Origin of the sequence: Leisingera daeponensis (genome assembly GCF_019801465.1) — a bacterium.
GTDB lineage: Bacteria > Pseudomonadota > Alphaproteobacteria > Rhodobacterales > Rhodobacteraceae > Leisingera > Leisingera daeponensis_A.
The window spans coordinates 73,010-99,459 of the sequence record NZ_JAHVJA010000003.1; the positions used below are offsets into that span (position 1 = coordinate 73,010).

Sequence of the window (26,450 nt, forward strand, 5' to 3'; positions counted from 1 at the left end):
GTGTTCAGAAAGTCAGGAGAGCGCGGGCGGGCCGCGGGCATCATAGCGCCAGTGGAACCCGGCGGTGTGATGGGTGAAGGCCTCGCGCGACCAGCGGTCGCTGAGAGGTTTGTTGACGTTCAGATCAGTCAGGCTGTCCGGCAGCAGTGCCACTGCGCCAAGGGCCGCAAACGGACAGCTGCGGTCCTCCATCTGCTCCGCAGGAGCATGGGGTTCGCCGCTGTCCAGATCGACCCAGGTTTCCACCGGGCCGTGGCCGGTGCAGATCACCAGCAGCACCTTGCCGTCCTGCGCCGAGGCCGGCATCCAGCCAGCTGGGATCAGCCCGGCGACGGCCAGGGCGATCACAACCAGCAGGGAGGGCAGGCGGCTGAGCACGTGTGTTACAGCCCGGCGATGATCGAGCGCAGGGTGGCGATGCCGTCGCCCTTCTCGGACGAGGTCAGCACGATCTCGGGGTAGGCGGCAGGGTGTTTCGCCAGTGCGCCCTTGACCTGCTCCAGCACCTTGGCGCGGTCCTTTTCCTTGACCTTGTCGGCCTTGGTCATCACGCATTGGAAGGTGACGGCGGAGCTGTCCAGCAGCTTCATGATCTCGGCATCGACCTTCTTGATGCCGTGGCGGCTGTCGATCAGCACAAAGGCGCGGCGCAGGTTCTGGCGGCCGGACAGGTACTGCTTCAGGAGCTTCTGCCATTTCTCCACCACTGCCAGCGGCGCGTTGGCATAGCCGTAGCCGGGCAGGTCGACCAGATAGAGATCGGGGCCCTGGGTGAAGAAATTGATCTCCTGGGTGCGCCCCGGCGTGTTGGAGGCGCGCGCGATGCCCTTGGTGCCGGTCAGCGCGTTGATCAGGCTCGACTTGCCGACGTTGGAGCGGCCGGCAAAGCAGACCTCCACCCGGTCGGCATCGGGCAGGCCGTTCATCGCGACCACGCCCTTCAGGAACTCGGTCTCGCCCGCAAACAGCTTGCGGCCCTTTTCGGCGGAAATGTCGTCCGGCGCTTCGGCCAGGGAAAATTGCATCTGCATCACAGCACCTTTACCGCGTCGCCCAGGCGGATCTCGCCGCCGCGCACCACTTCGGCGTAGACCGAGAAATCCTGGTGGCCCCAATTCTCTTTCAGGGTCTTGAGCGTATCGGCGTCGCGTTCGCCGGTTTCGGGGTTGGCGGCGGTCGCCAGGCAGCGGGTGACCCGCTCGCGCACCGCAAAGACGGCCCCGCCGATCTGCACCTCGCGGCCAAGCCACGCGTTTTCGACCCAGGCTTCGCCCAGGTCGAACCAGATGTTGCCGCGCCAGCGCAGCGGGGAAAGCTCGTGGCCGATGGCCTGCTCCACCGCGCGGTGAGAAGCCCGGTTGCACAGGGTGATCGAGGGGAAATCGGTATCGGTCATGCCGCGCCCCGGCACCCGGACGATGCGGGTGGATGCCGCCCGGTTTGCGGGCAGCAGCGGCTTTTCCCAGTCGAGGAAGCGTTGCAGGTCCGCCGGGTTCTCCGGGTCGAACGTCAGATCGGTCTGCAACGGATGGCTCAGCGTCAGCCGGCCGGTGGCGTCGTCAAGCCGGGCGCTGACCGCCATCAGCTGGGGCGCCTTGGCACCGCGGGTGAAATTCTGGCACGGCGACCATCCGGAGCCGTCCGCCTGGGACGCCTCATGCGCGACCGCCCAAACGCGGTCGCCGGGCATGGTCTGCCCGGCGATCATGGTGACGCTTTCCAGTGCCTCCCGCCCATGGGATTTGAGCGGGTGGCGCCAGATTTCTGAGACCTTTGCGGTCATTCCTTCTCCGCCTTCGGCTTCTTCTTGAAGCTCGACTTGATGTTGCCGAACACGTCCGGCTTGTAGCCGTGGCTGCGCATGATCAGGTACTGCTGGGTGAAGGTGATCGTGTTGTTGGCGATCCAGTAGACCACCAGGCCGGAGGCGAAACCGCCGAGCATGAACATGAACACCCAGGGCATCCAGGCAAAGATCATCTGCTGGGTCGGGTCGGTGGGCGCCGGGTTCAGCTTCTGCTGCAGCCACATCGAGATGCCCAGCAGGATCGGCAGGATGCCGATGAACACCAGCGCCAGGATGCTCTCCGGTGCCGGCGCATCGAAGGGCAGCAAGCCAAAGAGGTTCATGATCGAGGTCGGATCCGGCGCGCTGAGGTCCTGGAACGGGCCGAAGAAGGGGGCGTGGCGCAGTTCCAGGGTGACGAAGATCACCTTGTAGAGCGAGAAGAAGATCGGGATCTGGATCAGGATCGGCAGACAGCCCGCGGCGGGGTTCACCTTCTCCTTCTTGTAGAGCTCCATCATCTCCTTCTGCATCTTCTGGCGGTCGTCGCCGGCGCGCTCCTTGAGCTTCTCCATCTCCGGCTGCAGCTCTTTCATCTTCGCCATCGAGGCGTAGGATTTATAAGCCAGCGGGAACACCAGGATCTTGATCACCACCGTGAGGCCGATGATCGCCCAGCCCATGTTGCCGATCAGAACGTTGAGATTGTGCAGCAGCCAGAACATCGGCTTGGTCAGGAAGAAGAACCAGCCCCAGTCGATCACGTCCAGGAAGCCCGCGATGCCCGCCTTCTCGTAGCCGCGGATGGCGTCCCATTCCTTGGCGCCGGCAAACAGCTGGGTGGTGACTTCCGAGGACTGGCCCTCCGCCACGGTGACGGTCGGCAGCACGACGTCGGTCTGGTAGATCTCGCGGCGTTCGTCGAACTTGGCAATCGAGCGGAAGCCCTGGCCCGGGGCGGGCACCAGCGTCGACATCCAGTAGTGGTCGGTGAAGCCGATCCAGCCATTGGCTTCGACCTGCTTGACGCTGGACTTGGAGCCGTCGCGCGGGTCGGGGTCGAAATCGGCCATGTCGTCATAATCGATCTCGGCCAGCTCGCCGTCGGTCATGCCGACCAGGCCCTCGTGCAGGATGAAGAAGTTCTTCAACCCCGCGGGCTGGCCGTGGCGGGCCAGGGTGCCGTAAGGCGCCAGCGACACGGTGCCGCCGGAGGCGTTGGCAACCGACTGGGTGACCGAGAACATGTAGTCCTGATCGACCGCGATGGTGCGGGAGAAGGTCAGGCCCTTGCCGTTGTCCCAGGTGAGCGTCACCGGGCTGTCCGGCGACAGGGTGGCGCCGTCCGGGGCAGACCAGACGGTGTTGGCGCCCGGCACGTCGTCGAGGGTCAGGCCTGCGCCCGGAGCCCAGCCGTAGAGCGCGTAATAGGCGCCGGCCTCGCCCACCGGTTTCAGCAGTTTGACGATCGGGGAATTCTCATCGAGCGTCTCGCGGTAGTCCTTCAGCGACAGGTCGTCGATCCGGCCGCCCTGCAGCGAGATGCTGCCGGTGACGCGGGGCGTGTCGATGGCAACGCGGGGCGCATCCGGCGCGGCGGCCTGTTCCGGCGCGGTATCGGCAACCGCGTCGGCGCCCGCGGCGCTGGGCGCGGCGGCGGTGCCGTCCGCGGGGGCGGTTTCGCTGATCGCGGTTTCCGGCGCCTGTTCCGGTTCCGGCGGCGGGAAGAAGGTATACCACCCGAGGATCACCAGAAAGCTGAGTACGGTTGCGAGAATTAGATTTTTGTTCTGATCGTCCATTGGGGACTGCCACCTCGTGTAGGGAAGGACACGTGGGGTTCAACAGAGGTGGGCCGCAAAGGTCAAGCAGAATCGCGGCGCAGCGGCGCGTCAAAGGGCTCCGCTGCGGCAGAAAATCAAAGGAATTGAGCGTTCAGGGCGTCCGGCGGCCGATCACCGGCGCATCCTGCAGCTTGGCCTCATGGGCGGTGATCCAGTCCAGCGTCTGGTCGAACGGCATCGGGCGGCCGATGCCGAAGCCCTGCACATGGCCGCAGCCCAGCTGCGCCAGAAGGGCGTGCTCGCCCGCGGTCTCCACCCCTTCGGCGAGGGTGTCGAGCTCCAGCCGCTCTGCCATCGTCAGGATGGCGGAGATCAGTTTCTGCTGCTCGGGATCCTGGTCGGCCTTCATCACGAAGGAACGGTCGATCTTGATGCGGGAGATGTTGAAACGGTGCACTGCCGAAATCGAGGCATGGCCGGTGCCGAAATCATCCAGGTCGATCGGGCAGCCCAGCTCGCTGAGGGCCAGGATGTTGCGGGTGACCACGTCGTCGGGCTGATCGCTCATCACGGTTTCCAGGATTTCCACGCAGAGCCGGCTTGCGGGCAGGTCGAAACGCTCCAGTTCCCACTTGATGCGGCCGGCAAGCCCCGGATTGCGCAGCTCCTGGGTGGCAAAGTTGACTCCGACGCAGGGCACCTTCACCCCGGCGTCGTCCCAGGCCCTGATCGCGACCAGCGCGTTATAGAGCATTACCTGGCTCAGCCGGTCCATCAGCCCGGCTTCCTCCAGCGCGGGCAGGAAGGTGGAGGGCGGAATCAGCCCCTGCACCGGGTGCAGCCAGCGCGCCAGCGCCTCGAACCCCGATACCCGGCCGGTGTCAGTGCAGATCTGCGGCTGGAACCAGGCCTGGATCTGGCCGCTTTCCAGCGCTGCCGCGGCCTCTTCGCGGAGGTTGGAGCGGCCGCCGGCATGCTCCGGCATATCGGTGGAATAGGCGCGGATGCCGCCGGGGCCGTTGCCCTGTGCCTCCGACAGGGCGGCGACAGCGGCGCTGTGCCATTCCGCGCTGGTGGTGCCGGGCGCCCGGCTGTGCTGGCAGAACCCGATCGAGGACGTCATGTAGATGGTGGTGCCGTCCAGCGCCACCGGTTCCTCGGTCGCGGCCTGCATCCGCCCGGCCAATTGGATGCAGAGCTCGAGGTCCAGCTGCAGGGTCGGTGCCAGGCAAACGGCGAAACGGCTGTCGCCGATCCGGGCGATGGTGTCATTCTGGCGCAGCACCGACACGATCTGGGCGCCGCTGTGCTGCATGATCCTGTCGCCGGCTTCCTGTCCGTGGCGGTCGGTCAGTTCCCTGTAATCGTCCAGTTCCAGAATGAAGACGGCGGAGCGCAGCCCGCCGTCGCGGCATTCGGCGTGAACCCGGGCGGTTTCCTGTTCGAAGCCGTCGCGCAGCATCATGCCGGTGACCGAGTCGCGCGGCACGCCGCCGCGGCCGCGCTTGCTGAAGCCGCCAACCACGGCAAACAGCACCGGCAGGCCCAGGGCGACAGCCAGCAGCGCGGTTTCGCCGCCGAGCCAGAATGTGGCCAGTGTCAGGGCAGGCAGGAAGGCAAGCATGGCCGGCCCGGAAAGTGCGGGAGCAAGGGTCTGCCGGAGGCGTGCCAGATAGCCTGAACCGGTTTTTGTCATTCTCAGACCTTTCGTCTGCAGCCGTTCGTTCGGCCTCGAGACTAAGGTGCTGAGATAACCCGGGAGTTAACGCAGCTTGGGAATTTCCGGATTTTCCGCCACGGAATCGGCATTCTTCAGCGCGAGACCCGCGAAATCGAACAGTTTCGGGTCCAGAAGATGCGAGGGCCGCGCATTCATCAGTGCCCGGAACATCACCTGGCGGCGTCCGGGCGAGTTTGATTCCCACTGGTCCAGAATCTGCTTCACCTGCTGGCGCTGCAGCCCGTCCTGGCTGCCGCACAGATCGCAGGGGATGATCGGGTAGTTCATCGCGCGGGCGAATTTCTCGCAGTCGGCCTCGGCCACATGGGCGAGGGGGCGGAACACGAAGAGGTCGCCTTCCTCGTTCACCAGCTTGGGCGGCATGGTCGCGAGGCGGCCGCCGTGGAACAGGTTCATGAAGAAGGTTTCCAGGATGTCGTCGCGGTGATGGCCCAGCACCACCGCCGAGCAGCCCTCCTCGCGCGCGATGCGGTAGAGGTTGCCGCGGCGCAGGCGCGAACACAGCGCGCAGTAGGTGCGCCCCTGCGGCACCTTGTCGACGACGATGGAATAGGTGTCCTGGTATTCGATCCGGTGCGGCACGCCCATCTTTTCCAGGAACTCGGGCAGCACGGTGGCGGGAAAGCCCGGCTGGCCCTGGTCCAGGTTGCAGGCCAGCAGGTCGACGGGCAGCAGGCCGCGCCACTTCAGCTCGTAGAGAACCGCCAGCAGGGTATAGCTGTCCTTGCCGCCCGACAGGCAGACCAGCCATTTCGGCGTGCTGCCGTCCGCGCGGCGCTCGACCATGCCGTATTGTTCGATCGCTTCGCGGGCATAGCGCACAATGCGCTTGCGGAGCTTCTTGAACTCGGTGGTCGCGGGGGCGCCGGCAAACAGCGGATGGATTTCGTCCAGATCATCATCAAGCATGGCCGCGCCCTAGCCGAGGAGCGGCGTTTTGCCAAGGAAAAAAGCTGTGCAGGGGTCAGCCGTGGGTGCTGTCCCGCGTACGGGCCTTGTGTTCCGGCACCGGGTCATAGCCGTCGCCGCCGAAGGGGTGGCAGCGGCCGATGCGCCGGGCTGTCAGCCAGGCGCCCCTGATGGCCCCATGTTTTTCCAATGCTTCCAATGCGTAGGCCGAGCAGGTGGGCTGATAGCGGCAGTTGAAGCCAACCCAGGGGCTGAACAGCAGCCGGTAGGCGCGCACAGGGATTGCAAAGAGATAAGCCAGCGGGGTCATGCAGGATAAATAAGGGCAGGGCGGCCGGCTGGCAATGCAGCCAGTAGCCGGTGCTGTTACTGGCCGTGGATCTTCTTAAGCGCGTAGATCAGGTCGCGCTTCAGCTCCTCGAACGGGCGCTGGGCGGTTTCCACGGCGCGGCCGATCAGCACGTAATCCCAGCCGGGGCGGCCATGGGTCGGCAGAATCATCCGCGCGGCCTCGCGCAGGCGGCGCTTGGCGCGGTTGCGGGCCACGGCGTTGCCGACCTTTTTGGAGCAGGTGAAGCCCATGCGGATGCCGCCGTCATCCTGGCGGTTGCGGCCCTGCAGCATCATCGCCTTGGTGCCCTGCTTGCGGGCAGGCGGGCGGGCGCAGGCGAGGAAATCACGGCGCTTGGCCATGACCTCGATCTTTTGCGCATCCGGTGCGCAAACGGACACCGCCGGAGGCGTGTCCCCGCGGGCAGCGTTGCCGTCCTTGGGGGCCTCCGGCGGTGTCATGTCCGTCAGAACGGGAACTGAGCTTATGCGCTCAGTTCTTTGCGGCCGCGGGCGCGGCGTGCGTTCAGGATCTTGCGGCCTGCCTTGGTGGCCATGCGCGCACGGAAGCCGTGGCGGCGTTTGCGAACCAGGTTCGAAGGCTGATAGGTGCGTTTCATCGCTCCGGTCTCCACATTTTTCTTCGGGTGCGCGGAATCGCCCGCCCGGGGTCTATCTCGAAGCCCGGTCTTTAGGAGGGAATGGCGGGTAAGTCAAACCCTGCGGGCCGCCTTTTCCGGGCAAAGTGCAACATTTCTGCCGAAAACTGCCCCGGACGGCCCGTCCGGACGGGGCGGAGGTAACATGACAGGGGTGATTCTGCCACAAAGCTCACAAATTGCGGGGCGGCGATCAAGCGCCTGTGATCCGGGGCTGCCTGCTCTCGCGCCGTGGCCAATTTATGCGTAGCTACAAGGGGCTTCAATTGAGACGGACCTATGAGTGACATGACAGAGACCCCGGAAACCGGGCCCGAGAAGAGCGCCAAGCCGGGTGCCGCCCGCCATCTGCCGCTGATCGCGGTGGCGGCCGTGGCGCTGATTGGCGCTGTGGTGCTGAAGGACTACCTGACCTTTGACACGCTGCGCGACAACCGCGAGGCGCTGATGGCGTTCCGGGATCAGAATTACCTTGGCCTCGTCGGGCTGTTCATGGGGATCTACATCGTGATCGTGGTGTTTTCGCTGCCCGGCGCGGCGGTGGCCTCGGTGACCGGCGGCTTCCTGTTCGGGCTGGCGGCGGGCACGGCGCTGAACGTGGTCTCCGCCACCATCGGCGCGGCGGGCATCTTTCTGGCCGCGCGCATGGGGCTGGGGGCCTGGCTCACGGCCAAGATGGAGGCGGCGGAAGGCCGGGTGCGGATGCTGAAACAGGCGCTGCGCGAGAACGAGGTGGAGGTGCTCCTGCTGCTGCGGCTGGTGCCGGCGGTGCCGTTCTTTGTGGCGAATCTGCTGCCCGCGCTGGTGGGGGTGAAGTTCCGCAACTTCCTGTGGACCACCGCAATGGGGATCATCCCGGGCGCCATTGTGTTCACCTGGATCGGCGTCGGCGTCGGCTCTGTCTTCGACCGCGGCGGCGAGCCGGACCTGAGCCTGCTGTGGGAGCCGCATGTGATCGGCCCGATCCTGGGCCTGTGCGTGCTGGCGGCGATGCCGATCATCGTGAAAGCGGTGCGCGGCAACCTGCGCGGCCAAGCCAGGAAGGACGGGTGAACATGAGCCGGATCACATGCGATCTTCTGGTTATCGGAGCGGGCTCCGGCGGGCTGTCGGTGGCGGCCGGGGCCAGCCAGATGGGCGCCGATGTGGTGCTGCTGGAAGGCCACAAGATGGGCGGCGACTGCCTGAACTACGGCTGCGTGCCCTCCAAGGCGCTGCTGGCGAGCGGCAAGGCGGCGCACAGGCAGGCGCATACCGCGGAATTCGGCGTGGCGGATCAGGTGCCGCAGGCGGATTACGCCGCGGCCAAGGATCATGTGCAGCAGGTCATCGAAACCATCGCCCCGGTCGACAGCCAGGAGCGGTTCGAGGGTTTGGGCGTGCGGGTGATCCGCGAGTTCGGGCATTTCGTCTCGGAAACTGAAGTCGCGGCCGGCGAATACCGCATCACTGCGCGGCGGGTGGTAATTGCCACGGGGTCTTCGCCGCTGGTGCCGCCGGTCCCGGGGCTGGACAAGATCCCCTATGAGACCAATGAAACCCTGTTCGATCTGCGCGAAAAGCCGGAGCATCTGCTGATCGTCGGCGGCGGCCCGATCGGCATGGAGATGGCGCAGGCGCATGTGCGGCTGGGCTGCAAGGTCACCGTGATCGAAGGCTTGAAGGCGCTGGGCAAGGACGATCCGGAAGCCGCGGCGGTGGTGCTGGATGCGCTGCGCGCCGAAGGCGTGGAGATTGCCGAGGGCGCCATGGTCTCGCGTGTCTCCGGCCAGGCGGGCGCGATCGAGGTCGAAACCAGGGACGGCAGCAGCTTTCGCGGCTCGCATCTGCTGATGGCGGTGGGGCGCAAGTCCAACATGGAACGGCTGAACCTTGCCGCTGCCGGGATCGAAACCGAAGGCAATGGCATCAAGGTGGACGAGAGCCTGCTCACCACCAACAAGCACGTCTATGCCATCGGCGATGTGGCGGGCGGACTGCAATTCACCCATGTGGCGGGCTATCACGCCAGCGTCATCATCCGTTCCGCTCTGTTCGGCTTGCCGTCGAAGGCGAAGACCAGCCATATCCCCTGGGCCACCTATACCGACCCGGAGCTGGCGCAGGTGGGGCTGACCGAGATGCAGGCCCGCGACCGCTATGGCGTCAAGCTGGAGGTGGCGCGGTTTGACTACGCCCACAACGACCGCGCCATTGCCGAGCGCAAGGCCAAAGGCTTCATCAAGGTTATGGTGGTCAAGGGCCGCCCGGTTGGCGCCACCATCGCGGGTCATCAGGCGGGGGAGCTCATCAGCCTGTGGTCGATGGCCATCGCCGGCAATCTGAAAATGAGCCAAGTGGCCGCAATGGTTGCACCTTATCCCAGCATAAGCGAGATTAACAAACGGGCGGCGGGGGCCTATTTCTCCCCGCGGCTGTTTGAAAGCAGCCTCATTAAACGCGCAGTGCGCTTTGTTCAGCGCTGGATTTCATGAACTGAAGGCGGCTTCATGCTCAACACGCTCTCGGGCCGATTCCTGATCCTGACGACGGTCTTCGTGATGCTGGCCGAGGTGCTGATCTTCGTGCCGTCGATCGCGCGGTTCCGCGAGGATTACTTGGCCGACCGTCTGGAGCGGGCGCAGATCGCCTCGCTGGCGCTGTTGGCGGATGACATGCTGGAGACCGAGCTGGAAGCCGAGCTCCTGGAGAATGCGGGCGTCTACAACGTGGTGCTGCGCCGCGACGAGATCCGCCAGCTGATGCTGGCCTCGCCGATCCCGCGGGAGATCACCGGCACCTATGATCTGCGCATGGCCGGTGCCATGACCCTGATCCGCGATGCGCTGATGCGGCTGGCCACGCCGGAAAACGAGATCATCAGGGTGATCGGCGCGCCGGTGCGCGATGCCGGGCTTCTGATCGAAGTCACCATGGAAACCGCGCCGCTGCGGGCGGCGATGATCGACTACGGGGTGCGGATCCTGATCCTTTCGGCGGTGATCTCGGTCTTCACCGCGGTGCTGCTGTTCATTGCGGTGCGGATCGTGCTGGTGAAGCCTATCAAAAGCGTGGTCGGCTACATGCAGCGCTATGCGGCGGCGCCGGAGGATGCGCGGGGCATCATCCACCCCAGCTCCAGCGTGGTGGAGCTGCGCGAGGCGGAGGAGGCGCTGATGCAGCTGCAGACCGAGCTGACCCAGGCGCTGAAACAGCGCGAGCGGCTGGCGCAGCTCGGCGGCGCGGTGGCCAAGGTGAGCCACGATCTGCGCAACATCCTGACCTCGGCGCAGCTGTTCACCGACCGTATCGAGATGAGCGAGGACCCGCTGGTGCGCCGCCTGGCGCCGAAACTGGTGAATTCGATCACCCGGGCTGTGTCCCTTTGCGAGGGCACCCTGGCCTTCGGCCGGGCGGAGGAGCCGTCGCCCACCTTCGGCGTGGTCTGCCTGCAGGAAATCACCGCCGATATAGCCGAGAGCGAACTGCTGGCGGCGGACAGCGAGGCGGTGGAGATCGTCAACGCGGTGCCCAAGCCGATGATGCTGCGGGCCGACCCGGAGCAGCTGTTCCGCATCGTCCTCAATCTGGTCCGTAACGCCCGCCAGGCCATTGCCGCAACGGGGAGGCCGGGGCGGATCACCATCGATGCGCGCGACGAGGACGCGGCCTGGTACATCACCGTTGCCGACACCGGGCCGGGCCTGCCGAAGAAGGCGCAGGATAATCTGTTCACCCCGTTCCAGGGCGGCGCCCGCAAGGGCGGCACCGGTCTGGGGCTGGCGATCGCCGGCGAACTGGCCCGCGGCCACGGAGGCTGCGTGAAGCTGAAGCAAACCGGCCCTGACGGCACTGTTTTCGAGATCTGCCTGCCCAAGGGCGACGGAGCCCTCTGACTGCCGCACCGGCGGCGGCGCAGTAAAGTGACAGGCGCATGACACTATTTTTGTTTTTGGGGTTGCGACTCCCCGGTGCTATGATTAAACCCCGCCGCAGTGGACCGATAGCTCAGCTGGATAGAGTACTTGACTACGAATCAAGGGGTCGGGGGTTCGAATCCTCCTCGGTCCGCCACTTCCCAATTTACATGGCAGAATTAAGTTCCGTCAGCTGAGGCGGGATTTGCCGTTCCCGCACCTGCGGCATCCCCGCCCGCACCTTTGTCTGCCAGGCTTCGCCCTTGAACGGTGTGCCGGGTTTGGGACCCTTACCCGCAAAGCTTTCCCTGGACTTATCAAGGGAGAGGCGGACGGACCCTGCGGCCGGCGGGAGGCCAACGCAAGCACGTCACGCAAAAAGCGCCTGCAAGGGGAACGCTTGCAGGCGCCGGAATTCTGTCTGTGGCAGCTATGGCCGCCGGGTCACTCGCCGGCCCCGACAATGGCCTTGCCGCCGCGGTAGGCCAGCTTGCCTGCGCCGACCGCGCCCTTGGCCACAACCTTGGTTGTGCCCGCCGCGACGCCTACGGTGTTGTCGATTGCCTGGTCGGTCGAGCAGGCTGACAAAGCAACCCCGGCTGAAATCAGAGCCACGGCGGTCATCTTGCGGACAGCATGAAGTTTCATCTTAGTCTCCTTTTCCCAACACAAGGGGTTCACTTGCCTTGGCGGCGGAGCAGTTGTTTCGGCCCGCCTCCATGTCTTCTGATTAGAGGGTTTCCTGAAAGCAGGAAAACGAATAAGAAATATGGTTATCTCAAGTAATTCTCATGGGTGCTGCAATGGACATCAGCCTGGTCCGAACTTTTCTCGAAGTCGCCGCCACCGGATCTTTCGTGAACGCCAGCGAACGGCTGTTTGTCACCCAGTCCGCGGTCAGCCTGCGCGTGCAGCGCCTGGAGGATTCCCTGGGCAAACCCCTGTTCACCCGTTCCAAGGCAGGTGCGGAGCTGACTTCGGCAGGCCGCGAATTTGAGCGGTACGCCTTGTCTCTGATCAAGATCTGGGAAGAGGCGCGCCAGCAGGTGGGGGTGCCGGAAGGCTATACCAAATCCCTGACTGTCGGCGCGCAGTATTCGCTTTGGCCCCGTCTCGGCTTCGGCTGGATTGATACGATGCAGCAGGAAATGCCGACCCTGAACATCCGGGCAGAGCTTGGCATGCCGGACCGGATCATGCGGTTCCTCATAGAAGGCGTCGTGCAGATCGGGCTGATGTACAATCCGCAGCTGCGGCCCGGCCTGACGGCCCGCAAGGTCATTGAGGAGGAGCTTGTCCTGGCAGCGTCTTGGCCAGCGGCATTTGAAGAGATCGTGCCGCATTATGTCTTTGTCGATTGGGGGCCGGAGTTCGTCCATGCCCACGCGCTGGAGCTGCCGGACCTGACAAACCCCGGTCTCACGCTGTCGCTTGGCGCGATGGCGGCAGAATACATCGTCTCGCGCCGGGCCGCGGCCTATCTGCCTGCGCGCTATATCAAGAAGTACCTGGATGACGGCAGGCTGCACCTGGTGCCGGATGCGCCTGTGTTTCCGTACCCGGTGTGGTCGATCTGGCGCGACGACCTTGATCCGGAAGTCCGCGCTACCGCAGAGGCCACCCTTGTGGCAGTTCAGTCACAAGTCGATGCCGACCAGAGCGCGGTCCTGGCCGAGCTTTGCGATATCAGCGCCAGCCACACGGTTGAAGTGCTTGGAAACACTGAAAATCAGGAATTAAATGAGTAATACTCGTTTCATTGTCAATTATTTCGAATTTCACTAATTTCATCGAATTTCCTATCTCCAGCCTTGGCAGAGATGCCCCCGCTCTTTCGGGACGGGTCACATTGTTGGAAAAGGATAGACCCATGAAAAAACGCAACACTCTGGCCGCGTCGGTCCTGGCTCTTCTGGTGGCTGCTCCTGTTTTCGCGCAGGGCGCAATCGTCGGGATCGAGGATCTGGACGACCGCATCGACGATATTCAGGAAGATGTCGGTGACGACCTGGCGGAAGGCAGCGACAAGGACCGCTTCAGCACCAACCAGTACGCCCAAGGCTGGACCGGCAGCGCTTCGCTTGGCTTTTCCGGCACCTCCGGCAACACCGACACCGCCGACCTCGATTTCGCAGGCCGCCTGCGCTACGGCAACGGCCCCTGGAACCACACATTCGGCTTCGCCGGTGAGTTCTCGGAAGACAATGACGTGCGCAACAAGGAAGAGATTTTCGTCACCTATGACGTGAACCGCTACTTCACCGGGCAGTTCTACCTGTTCGGCCTGGGATCGGTGCGTTACGACGACTTCGACTCCAACCGCCTCGACGCCTTCGTCGGCTTCGGTCCGGGCTACCGGGTGATCAACACCCCGGAGCAGACCTGGCGGATCCAGGCCGGCCCCGGCGTGCGCTACATTGAAGACCAGCTGGGCAATGACAGCACCGATTTCGCCGGCATCGCGGCATCGCGCTATTACTTTGCCATCAGCGATACCGTGAACCTGACCATGGACACCGATGTGCTGTTCTCGGACGAGGACACCGTGGTGACCAACGACCTGGGTTTCAACTTCAAGATGACAGACCGGCTCTCGACCCGGGTGTCCTACCGTACCGAGTGGGACAGCGATCCGCTGCCGGGCCTGAAGAGCACCGACAACAAACTGGGTGTGTCCCTGGTCTACGGTTTCTGACGAAACCGCAGTTTCCCTCGACACCTTGGGGCGGAGCGATCCGCCCCCTTTTTCGAACACCCAATGCGGAAGGGATTACCCATGTCGAATTGGAAGAAACTGTCGGAAGCGGATTTCGGCTACACCGAGGCACTGACCGCGGCAGCAGACGGCACGGTCCTTGGCTACCGGCTCGTGGGCGCTTCGGCGGGGCCGCAATTGGTCGTCGCCGGGATCTGCCCGTCCTCTGAACATGTATTCGACCGGCTGCTGTCGATCCCGACGCTGCCCTGGATGCGCGGAAGCCTGGTGCTGATCCGGACCGGCGCCCTGGACAACCTGCTGAGCGATCTGTCTTCGGTGTCCGTTCTCGGGGAAATCGACCGGACGCTCGTGCTGCCGTTCACGGACACAGACCGCATTGATGAGAGAACTGTCAGGCGCAGCTACCACCAGGTGCTCCGCGCCTGTGCAAGCCTCGGCATGATATCCGGGCGTGGTGTCATGCCTCCAGGCGGAGCGGAGGCGCAGTGAGGGGCTGCAACTGATGGCTGCGCCGCTAAAGCCCGATCTGAAGCAGCCGCCAGCGGCGGTCGAGTTCTCGTTTTTCGGCGCCGCTGCGGGGTTTGACGAAATAGAGCCTGTCCCGGACTTCCGGCGGCAGTGTCAGCGCGGGAATGTCGTAGCTGGGATCGCTGATCTCCGCGCGGGAGGACGGGACGCTGCTTGTGGCATTGGTGAAAAGTGTCGCACGCGCCATTTCCGACGGCTGAAGCACATGGTCCACCAGCCGGCTCGACGCCTCGGGATTGCTGCCATCGCTGGGGAGGACAAACAGGTCAGCCCATAAATTGGTGCCCTCTCTGGGCATGACATACTGATACCTGCTGCTTCCCTCCTCCAGCTGCGGGGCCAGCCCTTCGGTGCTCCAGGCAACCGCCACGCAAACCTCTCCGCCGAGCAGAGCATCATACTGGTAGGAGTCGAAGGTCCGCACATAGGGCGCGATGCCGGACAGCACGGCAAAGGCGGCGTCGAGATCCTGCTCTGATTGCGATTGCGGGTCCAGGCCAAGATAGGCAAGCGCGGCGGCCACGACCTCTTCAACCGAATTGACAATTGAAATGCCGCAGCCGGCAAGCTTGCTGGCGTTGCCGGGATCGAACACCAGCGCCCAGCTGTCGAGCGGTGCTTCAGGCAGGCGTTCCAGCACCGCGCTGCGGTCATAGGCAATGCCGGTTGTTCCCCAGAGATACGGCACTGCATAGCCTTCGGCCTGCGGGACGGATGCCAGGAAAAGCTGCATCAGCTGATGGTCGAGCGATGCGGCGTTCGGAATGCCGGACAAGCTGAATTCCCGTATCGCCCCTGCCTCCGCCAAACGGCCGACAGTTTCAGAGGTCACGATTGCCAGGTCGTAGCCGGTGCCGCGGGCAATCAGCCGCGCTTCGGCCTCGTCGGCATCGCCATAAGTGTCCAGCACGACCGCCGAGCCGGTGGTATCCTGAAAATCCGCGAGGGTGTCCGGGTCTATGTAGCCGCTCCAGTTGTAGAGCCGCACCTGTCCGGTGTCCGCTGCTGCCGGGGCCGCAATCGCTGTTGCAGCCGCAAGTGCTGCGGCAGTGAAAGATTTCAAGCGCATTTCGTGCTTCCTTTGCGGGCTGTTCCGGCCTCGGCCGGCCAGAGGCGGGTCAACGCGGCGGCGAGGGCCGCTTTGTTGACCGGCTTCGCCAGGTAGTCGTCCATTCCTGCAGCCAGCCCTTCGGACCGCTGTTCGCTCATCGCGTTGGCGGACAGGCCGATGACCGGCACCGGGTCCAGGCCCAGTTCCTGCTCCCGCGCCCGGATCGCGCGGGTGGCGTCGAGCCCGTCCATGTCCGGCATCCGGACATCCATCAGCACCAGATCGGGCATCCAGCTTTGCGCCAGGTCAACCGCTTCGTACCCGTTTCCGGCGGTGATGACGGTGCATCCCAGCCGTTCCAGCATCTTGCCCGCAACCATCTGATTGACCCTGTTGTCATCGACTACAAGCACCTTCTTGCTGAACGAGGCATTGACCGGTTCCGGCTCGGAAACGGCTGCAGGGGCCGGAACAGTCCCCGCCGGGAACTCCACCGTGAATTCAGCGCCTTCGCCCTCCGCGCTCTGCAGTGCAATTTTGCCGCCGATCGCCTGGGTGAGGTTCTTCACGATGGCGAGGCCGAGCCCCGTTCCGCCAAACCGGGTGGTTGTCGTCGCATCCGCCTGCGCGAACTGCTCGAAGATCCGTTCCTGGGCTTCCGGCGGAATGCCGATTCCGGTGTCGCGCACGGCAATACGGATCATCCGTGCGCCGCCGGGGGCCGGAGGCAGTTCTTCCAGCTTCACCTCGACGGTTCCGTTCTCGGTGAACTTCAATGCGTTGCTCACCAGGTTGACAACAATCTGACGGATCGCGGTGCCGTACCCCAGCACATGCCAGTTGCTGACTTCCGGGCACACGTGCAATTGCAGGCTGATCCTGGCGCTCTGGGCCCGTGCGGAGAACAGGTCGATGACCTCCAGGCACACCGCGCGGACATTGAAGGCCTCTGCTTCCATTTCCAGCTTGCCGGCTTCGGCCTTGGAGAGATCCAGGACGTCATTGATGATGCTGAGCAGGGAATTACCGCTGATGATCATCATCCGGACCATGTGCCGCTGCTGGTCATCGAGCTTGGAATCGTTCAGCAGCTCCGCCAGACCCAGCACACCGTTCAGAGGGGTGCGGATTTCGTGGCTCATGGTTGCCAGAAACACCGACTTCGCTTCCGAGGCCGCTTCGGCCTTGCGCCGGCTCGCCTCGATCTCGGATTGAGCGCTGATGATGAAGCGTTCCATCGGAAGGTGCACGAACCGGGCGGTGACCAGAACGCCTATGGCACCGATGATCACAGCTGCCGCCGCATAGAGCAGCTGGGTCTTCGCGGCAGCGCGGCTGGTCCGGGCCTCGGCCTCCTTCACCTGCATGAAAACCGGCAGCATCCTCCTTGCCATGTCCGTGGCCAGAGCCGCTGCCTTCACATCGGTTGCGGCCTGCCGGTTTGCAGCTGGATCTGCAAGCACCCCGGTCAGCATCAGGATGTCCTGGAGTTCGGAGACGGGGTTCAGCGCCGGCTGCGTCAGGATCTCCTGCGCGCGCGGCGAAAAGGCCGCAAGCGCGCGGGAGCCGGTCAGTTCCGCCAGAGAGTCCTCCAAGGGTCTTGCGCTGCGCCGGATCCGGCCGCGCGCAATCTCCGCCTTCTGGCTGCCCGGATCGTCCCTCAACTCGTCAAAGGCCAGCGACAGTTCGGCCAGGGAGACCAGAAGCTGGTCAAGCACCCTGGTGTTTTCCGCCCCGCGGGCGACGCTTCTATGACCGGACAATGTAACGCAGAAAGCGGCCACAGCGGCCGCCAGCAGGATTGCCAGGGCAATGCCGCCGCGCAGCCGGAGATATTTTCGAGTAACACGCTGCTTCGTCATATACGCCCGGAGTATTGCTTTTCTGGTAAGTCCTTGCGGCGGGTTCCGGCAGACTAGAACTGAATTTCCATTCTGCAAAGCAACCATTGCGATTCAATGAATCGGGTAAAGCGAAAAGTTTAACCAGCGCGCCATCTTGCGTTGCCCGGAACCGGCTAGGAACCGGGGGCTTCTGTCTTCTTTCACTGAATAGAAATCTACCGGGACACCGCGGGTGCCGGGGCGGCCGCAGGGCCCCTGTCGCGGCGCAGGCGGTGTATCAATTGGCCCGGTTGCGGGCTGGCGGCTGCCCCTGCGGGCCTCTGGCTTTCGTTCGGCTTGCCGCTGAGCGAGGCGGTCAGGCAGATGCCGCCGTGATAGGCCTGTGCGCGACTGCTGCAAAGCACTGTGCGATGCCTGCGGCACCAGGGCGATCCCGAGGAGCTGGTGATGGCAATCATGTCGTTGCTGGAAGAGTTGTGGACCGATTTTCATGCCCACCCCGATGAGTTCAGCCGGGAAGGGGCGGCGGAGATCTGCCGGACCACCGCCCGGGCCTTTCTCCCGGACTACTCTGAGCGGCGGGAGAAGGCCTCCGGGAGCGGACTTATGGGCCCGGTTGCGCAGCGCCCGGCCGGGCGTCTCTTCCGGCCTGGATGCCGGAGGCAAAGTCCATGAAGGCGCGGATCACCCGGACATCGCGGCGCTGGGTCAGGTAGATTATGCTTTCGCTCATTGTGAGCTCGGCGTCGCGCAGGCCGTATTTGACCAGGCGGTCGTCATGGCCGAATTCGGCCTCGGAGACAAACCCGATCCCCGCGCCGGAGGCGACCAGCTCGCGCACCGCCTCGCGTCCTTCGGCTACAATTGCGGGCTTCAGCCGGACCCCCTTTTCGCGGGCCGCCATCTCTACCTTCTCGCGGGTCTTGGATCCTTCCTCGCGGAATACCAGCGGCAGCTGCGCGAGCTCCTGGAATGACAACTCCTTCTGCGAGGCCATCAGCAGGCCGCGGGCCGCAAAGGCCACGATGCCGGTGGCGCCGAGGTTCAGAACGCTCATGTCCTTGCCCGGCGACAGGCTGCCGGCCACGCCGATCTCGGCATTGTAGTCGCGCAGCTCATCGATGATTTCGCCGGTGTTTCCCGCGCGCAGCGAGATGACGACATTCGGATAGCGTTTTTGAAACGGCCCCAGGAAGCCGGTCATGTGCTGAGCCGAATCCGCGATGATGCGCAATTCGCCCTCAACTGCGGCGCGGGTTGCCGACAGGTAATCCCCGATCCGGGTTTCCACCTCGAAGTACTGTTTGGTCAGATGCAGCAGTTCCTCCCCTGCTTCGGTCAGGAAGACCCGCTTCTTTTCGCGCCGGAACAGCAGGACATCATGGTCCTGTTCCAGCTTGCGCACCTGTTCGGAAATCGCGGGCTGGGTGAGGTGCAGCGCTTCGGCAGCGCGGGAAAAGCCGCCCAGGAGTGCCACATGGTGAAAGGCCTTGAGCTGCGAATGGCGCATGATCCGTCCCTGCGATAGTTTATAGGCGCAGCCTATCATTGAATTGTTTTTTGCAATTTTACATATAAAAGAGGCTGGCGCAATCATGCACTCGAACCATTCATTGGAGACAGGCAATGACCGCTTCCGCACCGCAGATCGACCCGCCCTTTCTGGGTGAGCCATATCTTCTGACCCCTGGGCCGCTGACCACATCCTATGAGGTGAAACAGGCGATGCTGCGTGACTGGGGCAGCTGGGACGATGACTTCCGCGCCATGACCCGCGACATGCGCAGCCGCCTGCTGGCGCTCCTGGGCGAGGGCGCCGGGGAATTCGACTGCGTGCCGATGCAGGGCTCCGGCAGCTTTGCGGTGGAGGCGATGCTGGCGTCCTTTGTGCCCCGCGACGGCAAGGCGCTGGTGCTGGCAAACGGCGCCTACGGGCTGCGTTCGGCGCAAACGCTGCAATACCTGGGCCGCGCCCATCAGGTGCTGGACAAGGGGGACTACCTGCCGCCGCGGGGGGATGAGGTTGCCGCCATTCTGGCATGCGACCCGTCGATCACCCATGTGGTGGCGATCCACTGCGAGACTTCCTCGGGCATCCTGAACCCGGTGGAGGAGATTTCCGAGGCGGTCTACGCCGCGGGCCGCAAGCTGCTGATCGACTCGATGTCGGCCTTTGGCGCGATCGAATTGAAGCCCTCGCAGATCCGCTATGAAGCGATGGTGTCCTCGGCCAACAAATGCATTGAGGGCGTGCCGGGCTTCGGCTTTGTCATCGCCCGCAAGGCGGAGCTGGAGGCCGCCAAGGGCAACAGCCATTCGCTGTCCTTGGATGTGCATGCCCAGTGGGCGCATATGGAAAAGACCGGCCAGTGGCGGTTCACCCCGCCGACCCATGTTGTGGCGGCCTTCCTGGAGGCGCTGAAGGCGCATGAGGCCGAGGGCGGCGTCGAGGGACGCGGCGCCCGCTACACCCGCAACCGTGACGTGATGGTTGCCGGCATGCGTGAACTTGGGTTCGAGACGTTGCTGCAGAACCGCTGGCTGTCGCCGATCATCGTCACATTCTTTTGCCCTGCGGATGCGAATTTCGTCTTCGGCCGTTTCTATGAGCTGATGAAGGAGAAGGGATTTATCATCTACCCCGGCAAGCTGACGGTTGTGGACAGCTTCCGGGTCGGCTGCATCGGGCAGATGGATGAACACGTGATGCGGCAGGTTGTTACTGCTGCCAAGGAAACGCTTGCCGAAATGGGCGTCGCCAGCGCGGCCCCGCCCGCCGCGGCGCTGGAAGAACGCGCCAAACTGGCCGCCTGAATAACAAAGGACTTCGAGACATGACCATTCAATCCCCCGTCGTGGCAAACGGCCGCGCCTATGACGTGCCCAAGACCTGCGCGATTGCCATCTGCCTGGACGGCTGCGAGCCGGAATACCTGGACAAGGCGATCGCCGACGGTCTGATGCCGACGCTGCAGCGGATGCGCGCGGAAGGCACCGACCGGCTGGCGCATTCGGTGGTGCCTTCTTTCACCAACCCCAACAACCTGTCGATTGCCACCGGCCGCCCGCCGGTGGTGCACGGGATCTGCGGCAACTACCTGATCGACCCGGATACCGGCGAAGAGGTGATGATGAACGACGTGCGCTTCCTGCGGGCGCCCACGGTGTTCAAGGCGTTCTACGATGCGGGCGCGCGGGTGGCGGTGGTCACGGCCAAGGACAAGCTGCGGGCGCTATTGGGCGCAGGCCTGTCGTTTGATGATGATCGCGCCAAATGCTTCTCGGCAGAGAAATCCGACACCTCTACGGCGGCGGAGCATGGCCAGGAGAAGGCCAGCGAGTGGCTGGGCATGGCGCAGCCCGAGGTCTATTCGGCGGAACTGAGCGAGTTTGTCTTTGCCGCCGGTGTGAAGCTGCTGAAGGAATGGGCGCCGGATGTGATGTATCTGACCACCACCGACTATGTGCAGCACAAGTACAGCCCCGATCAGGCCGAGGCCAAGGCCTTCTACGAGATGTTCGACAAGTACCTGACGGAACTTGATGCGCTGGGTGCCGCCATCGTGGTGACCGCCGACCATGGCATGAAGCCCAAGCACCACGCCGATGGCTCCCCCAGCGTGATCTATGTGCAGGACCTGATGGACGACTGGCTGGGCGCGGGCAAGGCGCGGGTGATCCTGCCGATCACCGACCCCTATGTGGTGCACCACGGCGCGCTCGGCTCCTTTGCCACCTGCTACCTGCCCGAAGGCGCGGACCGGGCGGAGATCATGGAGCGGCTTGCGGGCTATGACGCGATCACCGACGTGCTGACCCGCGAGGAGGCGGTGGCCCGGTTCGAACTGCCCGCCGACCGGATTGGCGATATCATCCTGGTTTCGGGCGAGAACATCTGCATCGGCACATCGGAGCACCGCCACGACCTGGCCGCGCTGAACGAGCCGCTGCGCAGCCATGGCGGGCTGACCGAACAGGAGGTACCCTTCATCTGCAACCGCGTCCTGCCGCTGCCGGAGCGTCCGGTGCTGCGCAACTTTGATGCGTTTTTCTATGCCGCGCAGGCGGCGGCGCTGTAACCATGAAGGATCAGATGATGAGCAATATCGACATCCGCAATGAGGGCATGCGCATCGGCGGCGAGGTGGTCTTTACCGAGGAAACCGTGCCGGTTCTCTACCCCTATACCAACGAGGTGGTGGGCCATGTGCCCGCGGGCCAGGCCGAGCACGCCCGCAAAGCGTTTGAGATTGCCGCGAACTACAATCCCAAGCTCACCCGTTATGAACGCAGCCAGATCCTGCAGCGGGCAGGGGAGCTGATCGGGGAGAAGCGGGAGTGGCTGGCCAAATGGCTGACGCTGGAGCTGGGAATATGCCATCAGCACGCGATCTATGAGACCAAGCGCGCCCAGGACGTCTACCAGTTTGCAGCGGCCGAGGCGCTGAAGGATGATGGCGAGATCTTTTCCTGCGATCTGACCCACAACGGCAAGGCGCGCAAGATCTTCACCAAGCGAGAGCCGGTGAAGGCGATCTCGGCGATCACCCCGTTCAACCACCCTTTGAACATGGTCAGCCACAAGATTGCGCCTGCCATTGCCACCAACAACTGCATGGTCTGCAAACCGACCGAGCTGACACCGCTCACCTGCATCGCGCTGGCCGATATCCTGTACGAAGCGGGCCTGCCGCCGGAGATGTTCCAGGTGGTCACCGGCTGGCCCAAGGACATTGGTGACGAGATGATCACCAATGAAAACATCGACATCATCACCTTCACCGGCGGCGTGCCGGTGGGCAAGATGATTGCCGAGAAGGGCGTTTACAAGCGGCAGGCGCTGGAGCTGGGCGGCAACGACCCGCTGATTGTGCTGAACGACCTGTCCGATGGCGATCTGGAAAAGGCGGCTGCCATTGCCGTGGCCGGCGCCACCGGCAACTCCGGCCAGCGCTGCACTGCGATCAAGCGCATCCTGGTGCAGGAAAGCGTCGCCGACCGTTTTGTGCCGATGGTGCTGGCGAAGGCACAGAAGATCAAGTTCGGCGACCCGCAGGATCCCGAGACCGAACTGGGCTGCGTCATCCACGACAAGGCGGCGGAGCTGTTCGAGAAACGAGTCTACATGGCCGAAGCCGAAGGCGCCGAGATCCTCTATCACCCCGGCCGCCAGGGGGCGCTGCTGCCGCCCATCGTGGTCGACAAGGTGCCGCACAACAGCGAGCTGGTGATGGAGGAGACCTTTGGCCCCATCGTGCCGATCGTCCGGGTGCCGGATGATGATGCGGAAGTGATGCGGATCTCCAACTCCACCGAATTCGGCCTGTCCTCGGGTGTGTGCACCAATGACCTGAACCGGGCGATTGCCTATATCAACGGTCTGGACGTGGGCACCTGCAACATCTGGGAACAGCCCGGCTACCGGATCGAAATGTCCCCCTTCGGCGGCATCAAGGACTCCGGCAACGGGGTGAAGGAAGGCGTCATTGAGGCGATGAAATTCTTCACCAACGTCAAGACCTACTCCCTCCCCTGGCCGGAATGACACCGGCCTGCCGGGGCTGGCTCCATCCAGCCCCGGCCTTTTTCATCCCCCTTTTTGACCCCCTGCACGGAGGCGGCGCATGCTCGTCCATACGGAAGGTGAATCCAACACTTCAGAGGCCCGCAAGGCCTGGCTGAAGACATCTATCGGCCCCAATTCGGCGCCGCTGCTGGAGCGGGACGCGGACGCCTTTCTGCACCAGAGCCTGTCCAGCCCCTGCGTCAGCACCATCGCCAAGGCGGAAGGTCTCTGGATCGAGGATTTGGACGGCCGCCGCTACATGGATTTCCACGGCAACTCGGTGCATCACCTGGGTTATGGCCATCCGAAACTTGTTGCCGCGATCAAGCAGCAGCTGGATGACCTGCCGTTCGCGCCGCGCCGCTTCACCAATGAACCGGCAGTGGAACTGGCAGAGAAACTGGCGGCGATCACCCCCGGCGACCTGGGCAAGACCCTGTTCACCACCGGCGGCTCCGACGCCAATGAGGTGGCGCTGAAGATCGCCCGCGCCGCCACCGGGCGGTTCAAGACCCTCAGCTTCTGGGATGCGTTTCACGGCGCCGGTTTCGGCGCCGCCTCGGTCGGCGGAGAGGCCACTTTCCGCAGCCATATCGCCGGGCCGTTGCTGCCGGGAACGGAGCATGTGGCCCCCTTTAGCCCGTCGAACTGCGCCTATGGCCACAAGTCGCTGGAGGCCAGCGCTGAAGCCTGCGCCCGGATGATCGATTATGTGCTGGGCCGCGACGGCGACTATTGCGCCTTCATCGCCGAGGCAATGCGCGCGGTCCCCAATGTGCCGCCGCCGGGATTCTGGAAATCGGTGCGCGAGATCTGCGACAAGCACGGCGTGCTGCTGATTCTGGATGAGATCCCCACCGGGCTGGGCAAGACCGGGCAGATGTTCTCCTTCCAGCATGACGGGATCGTGCCTGACATCGTGACGCTGGGCAAATCGCTGGGCGGCGGCATCCTGCCCATCGCCGCCTGTGTGGCGCGGCGCGATCTGGATGTGTGCGGCGATTTTGCCATCGGCCATTACACCCACGAAAAGAACCCGGTCACCGCCCGTGCGGCCCTGACCACGCTGCAAATCATTGAAGAGGAAGGGCTGGTGGAGCGATCCGCCGATCTGGGCCGCCACGCGCTGGAACGGCTGCGCGATGCGCTGGGGCAGGTGCCCATTGTGGGCGACATCCGCGGCCGCGGGCTGATGTTCGGGGTGGAGATAGTCGCGGACCGCCAGACCATGACGCCGGGCATCGCCGTGGCGGAGCGGATCTATTACGCCTGCCTGGAGGCCGGTCTCAGCTACAAGATCAGCCAAGGCAGCGTGCTGACCCTGTCGCCGCCGCTGACGATTTCCAAGCTAGACCTGGACCGGGCGCTGGACATCGTGATTGCCGCGGTCAAGGCCGCTGCCTGATCCGGCCCCGCGCGCATAAAAAGCCCCGCCGATGGCGGGGCTTTCCTTTGATAGTCCATACCGTTGATCAGTCGAGGAACCGCTTGGCGGCCGGCAGGTGCTGCATCAGCAGGTAATAGGAGACGCCGGCGGGCAGCAGGCTGGCGTACCAGGAGATGCCGGAGAAGATCAGCGCCGCTGCAACCCCGATGCCCATGGCAATCACTGCGGCCCAGTTCACGCCCTGATAGGGGCCGGTCTCGTCATAGAGCTTGTCCAGATCCAGTTCCTGCTTGCGCAGGATAAAGTAGTCCACCACCAGGATCGCGAAGATCGGGCCCAGGAAGGCGGAATAGGTCTGGATGAACAGGCTGAGGCCGGCGGCGGACTCGTCCTTTACCAGCTCCCAGGGGAAGGTGGCGAAGGCCAGCAGACCGACGATCACGGCGGAGGTCTTGAACTTGATCTTGAAGACGTCCATCAGCGCGTAGGCCGGCGGCACCACGTTGTTCAGGATGTTGGTGGTGACCTGCGCAAAGGCGATGAACAGCAGTGTGATGACCAGCAGCGGCTTGTTGTCGACAGCGCTGGAGAACACCTTGATCGGGTCAACTTCGCCGGTGGCACCGGAGACCATCAGACCGATCAGCCCCATAAACAGTGTCGCGGGCAGGATCGAGTTGGCATAGATCGCCACCTGGCGGAACGGCCCGACGTTGCGGCGCAGCTCGCGCGAGTAATCCGACACGTTCAGCATCATGGTGCTGTAGATGCCCAGGAACAGCATCGTGGCTCCCCAGAAGGGCGCGCCCCAGGTGCCTTCGACATTGACCAGGTTTGCAGAGATTTCGTCACCGTATTTGCTGATCACGCTGAAGAACATGTAGACCAGCGAGCCGATGATGAAGACGGACCCGATGTTCTCCAGCCATTTGATGCCGTGGAATCCCAGCACCGACAGACCGATCTGCAAGAGCTGGAAGCCGATGAAGAACGCCACCATGTTGTCATAGCCGAACAGCGTGTCGGAGACGAGGTTCAGCGCCCCGGCGCCGATCCAGCTCTGGAAGCCGAACCAGACGATGGCCGGGACTGAGCGCACCAGCGCCGGCAGGCGGGTGCCGGCGAAGCCGAAGGCGGATCGCGCCTGCACCATGAAGGGGATGCCGTATTTGTGGCCGGCCTGGCCGTTGATCATCAGCGCGATGCCGATCACCGTGCAGCCGATGGCGATGGCGACAAAGGTCTGCAGCAGGTTCAGCGTGCCCACCAGGCCGGAGCCGATGGTGAACGTGCCGATCGACACGCAGCCGCCGAGCCAGGCAAACAGGTAGGACCACGGATCCATGATCCGCGTTTCCTGCGGTGCAAGGCTCTCCTCCCCGATCCCCTTGCTGCTGTGGTCCTCTATGCCGGCGCCTTCAACCGCGGCTTCCAGTTCTGCGTTCATGGTCATGTCTTCCTCCCTGACGATACCACTATTTCCGGTTGGGGCGCGCATAGGCGCCGATTTTGCTGGTCTTCAATCCGCTGCCCGCCAGCGCCTCGACCATCCGCGTGGCGGTGCTGACCCCGTCGATGACCGGGATGCCGGTCTCCTCGCTGAGCCATGCGGTGAGGTCGGCCATGCCGGCGCAGCCCAGGACCACCGCCTCGCAATGGTCCTCCTCGATGGCGCGCAGGATCTCGGCACGGACTTTCTCGCGGGCGCCGGACCCTTCCTCCTCCAGCGCCAGCACCGGGATCGCGGCGGACCGGACCCGGCGGCATTGGTGGCTGAGGCCGTAGCCGTGGATCAGGTGCTCGATCACCGGCACCGAACGCGGCAGCGTGGTCACCACAGAGAACGAGGTCGCCAGCATGCTGGCGGCCTTCACTGCCGCCTCGCAGATGCCCAGGACCGGACCGCTGGCCAGCTCGCGGCAGGCGCCGATGCCGGGATCGTCGAAACAGGCGACGACGATGCCGTCCACGCCCTGCTCCTCGCCCGCCGCCACCTGCGCCAGCAGGCCTGGCAGCGACATCGCTTCGTCGAAATGGCCCTCGATGCTGGCCGGTGCCCCGGCCGCGGTCGCGCCCAGAATGGTCACGCCCGGGCTGGCAGCGGCCTTGGCGGCCTCGACGATCTTCGCTGTCATCGTCTCGGTCGAGTTGGGGTTGACGACCAGAATTTTCATATGCGCCTCCTTTGTTGTCATTTATTGTTAACAATATTTGACAACACGTCAAGCCGGATGCGCCGGGGCGCCATTG

At 64.0% G+C, this 26,450-nt stretch carries 25 protein-coding genes and 1 tRNA gene; 11 read left to right on the plus strand and 15 right to left on the minus strand.

Going from position 1 to position 26,450, the window contains the following annotated elements:
• Positions 1-12: 12 nt before the first annotated feature.
• From KUV26_RS08685 to rpmH, 9 genes are all read right to left on the minus strand, one after another.
• A complete protein-coding gene (locus KUV26_RS08685) occupies positions 13-378 on the minus strand; it encodes a DUF2946 family protein (protein WP_222508058.1) in 366 nt (121 codons plus the stop codon).
• A 5-nt stretch (positions 379-383) separates the two neighbouring features.
• Positions 384-1,031, minus strand: a complete 648-nt coding sequence (yihA, locus tag KUV26_RS08690; protein WP_222504385.1) for a ribosome biogenesis GTP-binding protein YihA/YsxC — start codon at positions 1,029-1,031, stop codon at positions 384-386.
• Complete coding sequence (locus KUV26_RS08695) at positions 1,031-1,783, minus strand: MOSC domain-containing protein (protein ID WP_222508059.1); 753 nt, start codon at positions 1,781-1,783, stop codon at positions 1,031-1,033. Before KUV26_RS08695 ends, yihA begins: the two co-directional genes overlap by 1 nt.
• On the minus strand, positions 1,780-3,588 hold the full coding sequence (gene yidC / locus KUV26_RS08700; protein ID WP_222508060.1) for a membrane protein insertase YidC: 1,809 nt from the start codon (positions 3,586-3,588) through the stop codon (positions 1,780-1,782). Before yidC ends, KUV26_RS08695 begins: the two co-directional genes overlap by 4 nt.
• Positions 3,589-3,721: 133 nt before the next feature.
• The gene (locus tag KUV26_RS08705) at positions 3,722-5,266 is read right to left on the minus strand and encodes a putative bifunctional diguanylate cyclase/phosphodiesterase (RefSeq protein ID WP_222508061.1); all 1,545 of its coding nucleotides are present in this window, start codon (positions 5,264-5,266) and stop codon (positions 3,722-3,724) included.
• 66 nt (positions 5,267-5,332) lie between these two features.
• Positions 5,333-6,220 carry a tRNA 2-thiocytidine(32) synthetase TtcA gene (ttcA, locus tag KUV26_RS08710; RefSeq protein ID WP_222504381.1) on the minus strand — a complete coding sequence of 296 codons (888 nt, stop codon included), beginning with the start codon at positions 6,218-6,220 and terminating at the stop codon, positions 5,333-5,335.
• Between the two features lie 55 nt (positions 6,221-6,275).
• A complete protein-coding gene (yidD, locus tag KUV26_RS08715) occupies positions 6,276-6,530 on the minus strand; it encodes a membrane protein insertion efficiency factor YidD (RefSeq protein ID WP_222508062.1) in 255 nt (84 codons plus the stop codon).
• Positions 6,531-6,586: 56 nt separating this feature from the next.
• On the minus strand, positions 6,587-7,012 hold the full coding sequence (gene rnpA / locus KUV26_RS08720; protein ID WP_222508063.1) for a ribonuclease P protein component: 426 nt from the start codon (positions 7,010-7,012) through the stop codon (positions 6,587-6,589).
• Between the two features lie 23 nt (positions 7,013-7,035).
• The gene (gene rpmH, locus KUV26_RS08725; RefSeq protein ID WP_008554144.1) at positions 7,036-7,170 is read right to left on the minus strand and encodes a 50S ribosomal protein L34; all 135 of its coding nucleotides are present in this window, start codon (positions 7,168-7,170) and stop codon (positions 7,036-7,038) included.
• Between the two features lie 318 nt (positions 7,171-7,488).
• Between rpmH and KUV26_RS08730 the strand changes: the two genes are divergently transcribed.
• The 4 genes from KUV26_RS08730 (at position 7,489) to KUV26_RS08745 (ending at position 11,262) form a co-directional block, all read left to right on the plus strand.
• On the plus strand, positions 7,489-8,262 hold the full coding sequence (locus KUV26_RS08730; RefSeq protein WP_222508064.1) for a VTT domain-containing protein: 774 nt from the start codon (positions 7,489-7,491) through the stop codon (positions 8,260-8,262).
• A gap of 2 nt (positions 8,263-8,264) precedes the next feature.
• Entirely contained in the window at positions 8,265-9,683 is a 1,419-nt protein-coding gene (locus KUV26_RS08735) for a dihydrolipoyl dehydrogenase family protein (RefSeq protein WP_222508065.1), read from the plus strand.
• A gap of 15 nt (positions 9,684-9,698) precedes the next feature.
• A complete protein-coding gene (locus tag KUV26_RS08740; protein WP_222504376.1) occupies positions 9,699-11,084 on the plus strand; it encodes a sensor histidine kinase in 1,386 nt (461 codons plus the stop codon).
• A gap of 101 nt (positions 11,085-11,185) precedes the next feature.
• Positions 11,186-11,262 (plus strand) — tRNA-Arg (locus KUV26_RS08745).
• A gap of 287 nt (positions 11,263-11,549) precedes the next feature.
• Here KUV26_RS08745 and KUV26_RS08750 read toward each other — a convergent pair.
• Positions 11,550-11,753: a hypothetical protein gene (locus KUV26_RS08750; RefSeq protein ID WP_222504375.1), complete on the minus strand. Its 204-nt coding sequence runs from the start codon at positions 11,751-11,753 to the stop codon at positions 11,550-11,552.
• Between the two features lie 143 nt (positions 11,754-11,896).
• Here KUV26_RS08750 and KUV26_RS08755 point away from each other — a divergent pair, with 143 nt between their 5' ends.
• The 3 genes from KUV26_RS08755 to KUV26_RS08765 all read left to right on the plus strand — a co-directional run bounded on the left by KUV26_RS08755 (position 11,897) and on the right by KUV26_RS08765 (position 14,313).
• Complete coding sequence (locus KUV26_RS08755; RefSeq protein WP_315900095.1) at positions 11,897-12,853, plus strand: LysR family transcriptional regulator; 957 nt, start codon at positions 11,897-11,899, stop codon at positions 12,851-12,853.
• A gap of 122 nt (positions 12,854-12,975) precedes the next feature.
• Positions 12,976-13,800, plus strand: coding sequence for a YdiY family protein (locus tag KUV26_RS08760; RefSeq protein ID WP_222508066.1), 825 nt, complete (start codon positions 12,976-12,978; stop codon positions 13,798-13,800).
• A gap of 81 nt (positions 13,801-13,881) precedes the next feature.
• A complete protein-coding gene (locus KUV26_RS08765; protein ID WP_222508067.1) occupies positions 13,882-14,313 on the plus strand; it encodes a hypothetical protein in 432 nt (143 codons plus the stop codon).
• Between the two features lie 25 nt (positions 14,314-14,338).
• Here KUV26_RS08765 and KUV26_RS08770 read toward each other — a convergent pair whose 3' ends face one another.
• From KUV26_RS08770 to KUV26_RS08780, 3 genes are all read right to left on the minus strand, one after another.
• On the minus strand, positions 14,339-15,421 hold the full coding sequence (locus KUV26_RS08770; protein WP_222508068.1) for an extracellular solute-binding protein: 1,083 nt from the start codon (positions 15,419-15,421) through the stop codon (positions 14,339-14,341).
• Positions 15,412-17,265, minus strand: coding sequence for an ATP-binding protein (locus KUV26_RS08775; protein ID WP_222504371.1), 1,854 nt, complete (start codon positions 17,263-17,265; stop codon positions 15,412-15,414). The genes KUV26_RS08770 and KUV26_RS08775 overlap by 10 nt, the downstream gene beginning before the upstream one ends.
• 586 nt (positions 17,266-17,851) lie before the next feature.
• Positions 17,852-18,796: a LysR substrate-binding domain-containing protein gene (locus KUV26_RS08780; protein WP_261398772.1), complete on the minus strand. Its 945-nt coding sequence runs from the start codon at positions 18,794-18,796 to the stop codon at positions 17,852-17,854.
• Between the two features lie 77 nt (positions 18,797-18,873).
• On the opposite strand from KUV26_RS08780, the gene KUV26_RS08785 reads away from it, so the two are divergent.
• The 4 genes from KUV26_RS08785 to KUV26_RS08800 all read left to right on the plus strand — a co-directional run bounded on the left by KUV26_RS08785 (position 18,874) and on the right by KUV26_RS08800 (position 24,218).
• Positions 18,874-20,061, plus strand: coding sequence for a 2-aminoethylphosphonate--pyruvate transaminase (locus KUV26_RS08785; protein WP_222508069.1), 1,188 nt, complete (start codon positions 18,874-18,876; stop codon positions 20,059-20,061).
• Positions 20,062-20,081: 20 nt separating this feature from the next.
• Positions 20,082-21,326 carry a phosphonoacetate hydrolase gene (gene phnA, locus KUV26_RS08790; RefSeq protein WP_222508070.1) on the plus strand — a complete coding sequence of 415 codons (1,245 nt, stop codon included), beginning with the start codon at positions 20,082-20,084 and terminating at the stop codon, positions 21,324-21,326.
• 17 nt (positions 21,327-21,343) lie between these two features.
• Positions 21,344-22,792, plus strand: a complete 1,449-nt coding sequence (gene phnY / locus KUV26_RS08795; protein WP_222508071.1) for a phosphonoacetaldehyde dehydrogenase — start codon at positions 21,344-21,346, stop codon at positions 22,790-22,792.
• Between the two features lie 79 nt (positions 22,793-22,871).
• The gene (locus KUV26_RS08800) at positions 22,872-24,218 is read left to right on the plus strand and encodes an aspartate aminotransferase family protein (protein WP_222508072.1); all 1,347 of its coding nucleotides are present in this window, start codon (positions 22,872-22,874) and stop codon (positions 24,216-24,218) included.
• A gap of 67 nt (positions 24,219-24,285) precedes the next feature.
• Here KUV26_RS08800 and KUV26_RS08805 read toward each other — a convergent pair whose 3' ends face one another.
• Entirely contained in the window at positions 24,286-25,653 is a 1,368-nt protein-coding gene (locus tag KUV26_RS08805) for an NCS1 family transporter (RefSeq protein WP_261398771.1), read from the minus strand.
• 22 nt (positions 25,654-25,675) lie between these two features.
• Positions 25,676-26,374 (minus strand): aspartate/glutamate racemase family protein, encoded by a 699-nt coding sequence (locus tag KUV26_RS08810; RefSeq protein WP_222508073.1) that lies wholly within the window; start codon positions 26,372-26,374, stop codon positions 25,676-25,678.
• Positions 26,375-26,450 lie beyond the last annotated feature (76 nt).

What these genes read in the sequence shown, in the direction of transcription:
- KUV26_RS08755 (WP_315900095.1), top strand. Translation starts at nt 11,897, where the DNA reads ATGGGTGCTGCAATGGACATCAGCCTGGTCCGAACTTTTCTCGAAGTC.
- KUV26_RS08810 (WP_222508073.1), bottom strand. Translation starts at nt 26,374, where the DNA reads ATGAAAATTCTGGTCGTCAACCCCAACTCGACCGAGACGATGACAGCG.
- KUV26_RS08775 (WP_222504371.1), bottom strand. Translation starts at nt 17,265, where the DNA reads ATGACGAAGCAGCGTGTTACTCGAAAATATCTCCGGCTGCGCGGCGGC.
- KUV26_RS08705 (WP_222508061.1), bottom strand. Translation starts at nt 5,266, where the DNA reads ATGACAAAAACCGGTTCAGGCTATCTGGCACGCCTCCGGCAGACCCTT.
- KUV26_RS08765 (WP_222508067.1), top strand. Translation starts at nt 13,882, where the DNA reads ATGTCGAATTGGAAGAAACTGTCGGAAGCGGATTTCGGCTACACCGAG.
- rpmH (WP_008554144.1), bottom strand. Translation starts at nt 7,170, where the DNA reads ATGAAACGCACCTATCAGCCTTCGAACCTGGTTCGCAAACGCCGCCAC.
- KUV26_RS08735 (WP_222508065.1), top strand. Translation starts at nt 8,265, where the DNA reads ATGAGCCGGATCACATGCGATCTTCTGGTTATCGGAGCGGGCTCCGGC.
- KUV26_RS08740 (WP_222504376.1), top strand. Translation starts at nt 9,699, where the DNA reads ATGCTCAACACGCTCTCGGGCCGATTCCTGATCCTGACGACGGTCTTC.
- KUV26_RS08785 (WP_222508069.1), top strand. Translation starts at nt 18,874, where the DNA reads ATGACCGCTTCCGCACCGCAGATCGACCCGCCCTTTCTGGGTGAGCCA.
- yihA (WP_222504385.1), bottom strand. Translation starts at nt 1,031, where the DNA reads ATGCAGATGCAATTTTCCCTGGCCGAAGCGCCGGACGACATTTCCGCC.
- phnA (WP_222508070.1), top strand. Translation starts at nt 20,082, where the DNA reads ATGACCATTCAATCCCCCGTCGTGGCAAACGGCCGCGCCTATGACGTG.
- rnpA (WP_222508063.1), bottom strand. Translation starts at nt 7,012, where the DNA reads ATGACACCGCCGGAGGCCCCCAAGGACGGCAACGCTGCCCGCGGGGAC.
- yidC (WP_222508060.1), bottom strand. Translation starts at nt 3,588, where the DNA reads ATGGACGATCAGAACAAAAATCTAATTCTCGCAACCGTACTCAGCTTT.
- KUV26_RS08805 (WP_261398771.1), bottom strand. Translation starts at nt 25,653, where the DNA reads ATGACCATGAACGCAGAACTGGAAGCCGCGGTTGAAGGCGCCGGCATA.
- yidD (WP_222508062.1), bottom strand. Translation starts at nt 6,530, where the DNA reads ATGACCCCGCTGGCTTATCTCTTTGCAATCCCTGTGCGCGCCTACCGG.
- KUV26_RS08780 (WP_261398772.1), bottom strand. Translation starts at nt 18,796, where the DNA reads ATGATAGGCTGCGCCTATAAACTATCGCAGGGACGGATCATGCGCCAT.
- ttcA (WP_222504381.1), bottom strand. Translation starts at nt 6,220, where the DNA reads ATGCTTGATGATGATCTGGACGAAATCCATCCGCTGTTTGCCGGCGCC.
- KUV26_RS08750 (WP_222504375.1), bottom strand. Translation starts at nt 11,753, where the DNA reads ATGAAACTTCATGCTGTCCGCAAGATGACCGCCGTGGCTCTGATTTCA.
- KUV26_RS08800 (WP_222508072.1), top strand. Translation starts at nt 22,872, where the DNA reads ATGCTCGTCCATACGGAAGGTGAATCCAACACTTCAGAGGCCCGCAAG.
- KUV26_RS08730 (WP_222508064.1), top strand. Translation starts at nt 7,489, where the DNA reads ATGAGTGACATGACAGAGACCCCGGAAACCGGGCCCGAGAAGAGCGCC.
- KUV26_RS08770 (WP_222508068.1), bottom strand. Translation starts at nt 15,421, where the DNA reads ATGCGCTTGAAATCTTTCACTGCCGCAGCACTTGCGGCTGCAACAGCG.
- KUV26_RS08695 (WP_222508059.1), bottom strand. Translation starts at nt 1,783, where the DNA reads ATGACCGCAAAGGTCTCAGAAATCTGGCGCCACCCGCTCAAATCCCAT.
- KUV26_RS08760 (WP_222508066.1), top strand. Translation starts at nt 12,976, where the DNA reads ATGAAAAAACGCAACACTCTGGCCGCGTCGGTCCTGGCTCTTCTGGTG.
- phnY (WP_222508071.1), top strand. Translation starts at nt 21,344, where the DNA reads ATGAGCAATATCGACATCCGCAATGAGGGCATGCGCATCGGCGGCGAG.